Below are 3062 nucleotides of genomic sequence, written 5' to 3' on the forward strand. Positions count from 1 at the left end.
TTGGCTGTCGTCGGCTACATCCGCACGGCCGCAGGCCAAAGCCCCGTCCCACAGGTCAACACACTCATGCGCGCCGGCGTCGCAGAGGAGGACCTCTACATCGAGCGCACGAACGGGCACAAGACCGCATGGCCCGAGCGGGACCTGCTGCTGCCCCGACTCCGCTCCGGCGACACCATCACGGTCACCCGGCTCGACCGGCTCTTCTACTCCGTCCAGAACCTCATCATCATGGGTACCGACCTGCGCAACCGCGGTATCCGCCTCCAGGCCGTCGAGCAGAACATCGACAGCAACACCCTCGAAGGACGGGACTTCTTCGGCATGATGTCCGCCTTCGCCACCCTGCACCGCGAGTTCGTACTGGCCGCCACCAACGACGGCCTGGCCGCCGCCCGCGCCCGCGGCAACATCGGCGGACGCAAGCCCAAACTCACACAACACCAGGTCGACGAACTCCTTCAGCTCCACAGCACAGGCGCATCCGTCCAGCAGCTCGCTCGAACATTCAAGGTCTCGCGCGGCACGATCTACCGCCACATCAGCCTCGCCAGCGAAGCAACGAGCCCGCCACGACGAAACGAGACGGGGCACCTGTGATGACCGGCGAAATTCACGCGCGCCGCGACGAGCTGCCCCAGTACGGTCTGGCGATGGACGATCAGGACGGTTACTTCGGAGAGCGTGTTGCGGCGGCCTACGACGAGTCGTCGGGGGACATGTTCAAGCCGGGCGTCATCGACGAGACGGTCGGCTTTCTGGCGGACCTGGCCGATGGCGGCCGGGCCCTCGAACTGGGCATCGGGACAGGGCGCATCGCGTTGCCACTGGCACAACGCGGAGTCCAGGTCCACGGCATCGACTTGTCCCGAGCGATGATTGCCCGGATGCGTGCCAAGCCAGGCGGTGACGCGATCGGCGTCACTGTCGGCGACTTCGCGACGACGAGAGTGGACGGGACGTTCTCCGTCGCATACCTGCTCTTCAACACGATCATGAATCTGACGACGCAGGCGGAGCAGGTCGCCTGTTTCCGCAACGCCGCCGCTCACCTGGAACCCGGAGGCTGTTTCGTCATCGAGGTCCTGATCCCCGAGCTGCGAAGGCTCCCAGCCGGGCAGAACGTCGTGCCCTACCATGTGAGCCCGACGCGGTGGGCCTTCGACATCTACGACGTCGCCACCCAGGCAACGAGTTCGAACTACATCGAGGTCGTCGACGGCCGCGGCGAGTACAGATCCATTCCGTTCCGGTATGTGTGGCCGTCGGAACTCGACCTGATGGCCCAGCTCGCCGGACTGCGACTGCGCGAGCGGTGGGACGGATGGACACGGGAAGCCTTCACAAGCGAGAGCCGTCAACACGTCTCGGTCTGGGAGAAACCCGCCGACTGACCACCAACCGGGCACCCTCTCGCGTCCAGAGTTGAGAACAACGGGGGGAGCCGTCAGCGCCGACGGCTCCCCTCAGCAGCCAGTGCCGGAAACGCAGACTCACGGACACGATGAACTGAGACGCCGCTCTCCAATTGCGCCTGGCAGACACGACAAGCCGAGACACCGACATCGGCACGTCTCACCACACAGCGCATCATGCCTGGTCAGCGCCATGCCTCAGAGGTAGATCCAATGAGACGGGACAAAAAACCTAGGGCATTCAAGAACCCTGGATCACCGTTTTCTGACATGATCCGGGGCTATGAATGACCTCCCGGAGTCATCCGGCTACCCCGAACTACTCGTCGCCGAGCCGCTCGTCCGTACTGAGATCAAGATCGGGTACGCCCGGGTGTCAGGGAGCGGCCAGAAGCTCGAACGGCAGATCGACGCCCTCACCGCCGCTGGGTGCCGGAAGATCTTCGCGGACAAGAAGTCCGGCAAGACCGCCCTCCGCCCGGAACTGAAGGCGTGCCACGCCTTCCTCGACGCCGGCGACACCCTCGTCGTCCCGAGCCTGGACCGCTACGGCCGCAGCCTCCAAGACCTCATCACCATGGTCGCCGAACTGCGCGAGCACGGCATCGGCTTCACCTCGCTCCACGAGAACCTCGATACCACCACCCCCGGCGGCCGACTCGTCTTCCACGTCTTCGCCGCCCTGGCGGAGTTCATCCGCGAACTCATCGTCCAGGGAACCCGCGAGGGCCTGGCCGCCGCTCGCGCCCGCGGCCGGGTCGGCGGACGCCCCACCGTCGCCACCGAGGAAGTCATCCGCGCCGCCCGCGACCTCCTGCCCGACCCCGGCCGCTCCATCACCTCGATCGCCAAGCTCCTCGGCGTCTCCCCGGGCACCCTCTACAACCACATCCCCGACCTCCGCGAACTGCGCGCTGGCGCGGTCCCTCATCAGCTCGAAGTCACGGAGCGGTGACCACGTGCAGATCCGACCCGAGAACCGCGACCAGCACCCCGCCGACTGGCCAGAGATCTCCACTACGACCGTGACCACCACGCCCGCACCCGGGCCCAGGCCCGTCGTACCGCGCGCGAAACCAGCGGGCAGCTGACGTTCGAGCTGTAGGCGAACGCAGCAAGATCAAATGCTTAGCGTTACTGGCTGTTCTATTGGTCCCCAAGGCCGGCCACGGCGCACCGTCTCCTTTCCGAAAGCCCGATGGGTCCGGGGCGCCGCCAGGGGCGCCCCGGGCACGGAACGGATCAGAGCAGGCGGTTACGCAGCTCGCTCGCGAACAGGCCACCGACGCCGATGATGCTGATCGCGTCCGCCAGCGGAACACCGCGGGCCAGCAGCACGATCAGCGCGGTGAGGATGACCACCAGCAGCAGGAGCCGGGCCAGCGCGACGCCGGCCGAGGCGGCAGGGACGGACGCGGAATGCCCGCACCCTTCGGAGGGAACGGGCTCAGGAAGAAGGACAGCCAAGGGATGACGCTCCTGGGTCGAGGCGGACGACTGACGTTGCTCCGGTTTCGCGCCCCTCAACTCACCTGCGAGCGGGGGCAGTTACCCCCGCGCGGTTGCAGCCGCAACAGGGATAGGGGGCACACTACCCGCCTCTACGCACAGCAATAACGCTGAAGTTCCCATCAGACCCATGCCCTA

At 66.3% G+C, this 3062-nt stretch carries 4 protein-coding genes; 3 read left to right on the forward strand and 1 reads right to left on the reverse strand.

Annotation, left to right across the window (positions count from 1 at the left end; genetic code table 11):
• The 3 genes from NQU54_RS48210 to NQU54_RS48220 all read left to right on the forward strand — a co-directional run.
• Positions 1-600 (forward strand): recombinase family protein (locus NQU54_RS48210; RefSeq protein WP_257636597.1); only part of this gene is annotated, 600 nt, incomplete at its 5' end.
• A 53-nt stretch (positions 601-653) separates the two neighbouring features.
• A complete protein-coding gene (locus tag NQU54_RS48215) occupies positions 654-1394 on the forward strand; it encodes a class I SAM-dependent DNA methyltransferase (protein ID WP_257636599.1) in 741 nt (246 codons plus the stop codon).
• A gap of 304 nt (positions 1395-1698) precedes the next feature.
• On the forward strand, positions 1699-2370 hold the full coding sequence (locus NQU54_RS48220; RefSeq protein ID WP_306279876.1) for a recombinase family protein: 672 nt from the start codon (positions 1699-1701) through the stop codon (positions 2368-2370).
• 287 nt (positions 2371-2657) lie between these two features.
• Here NQU54_RS48220 and NQU54_RS48225 read toward each other — a convergent pair whose 3' ends face one another.
• The gene (locus tag NQU54_RS48225; RefSeq protein WP_257636598.1) at positions 2658-2882 is read right to left on the reverse strand and encodes a hypothetical protein; all 225 of its coding nucleotides are present in this window, start codon (positions 2880-2882) and stop codon (positions 2658-2660) included.
• Positions 2883-3062: the final 180 nt, after the last annotated feature.

Origin of the sequence: Streptomyces malaysiensis subsp. samsunensis (genome assembly GCF_024519315.1) — a bacterium.
GTDB lineage: Bacteria > Actinomycetota > Actinomycetes > Streptomycetales > Streptomycetaceae > Streptomyces > Streptomyces malaysiensis.

Coding starts and splice junctions, on each gene's coding strand:
- NQU54_RS48220 (WP_306279876.1), top strand. CDS start 1,699: ATGAATGACCTCCCGGAGTCATCCGGCTACCCCGAACTACTCGTCGCC.
- NQU54_RS48215 (WP_257636599.1), top strand. CDS start 654: ATGGACGATCAGGACGGTTACTTCGGAGAGCGTGTTGCGGCGGCCTAC.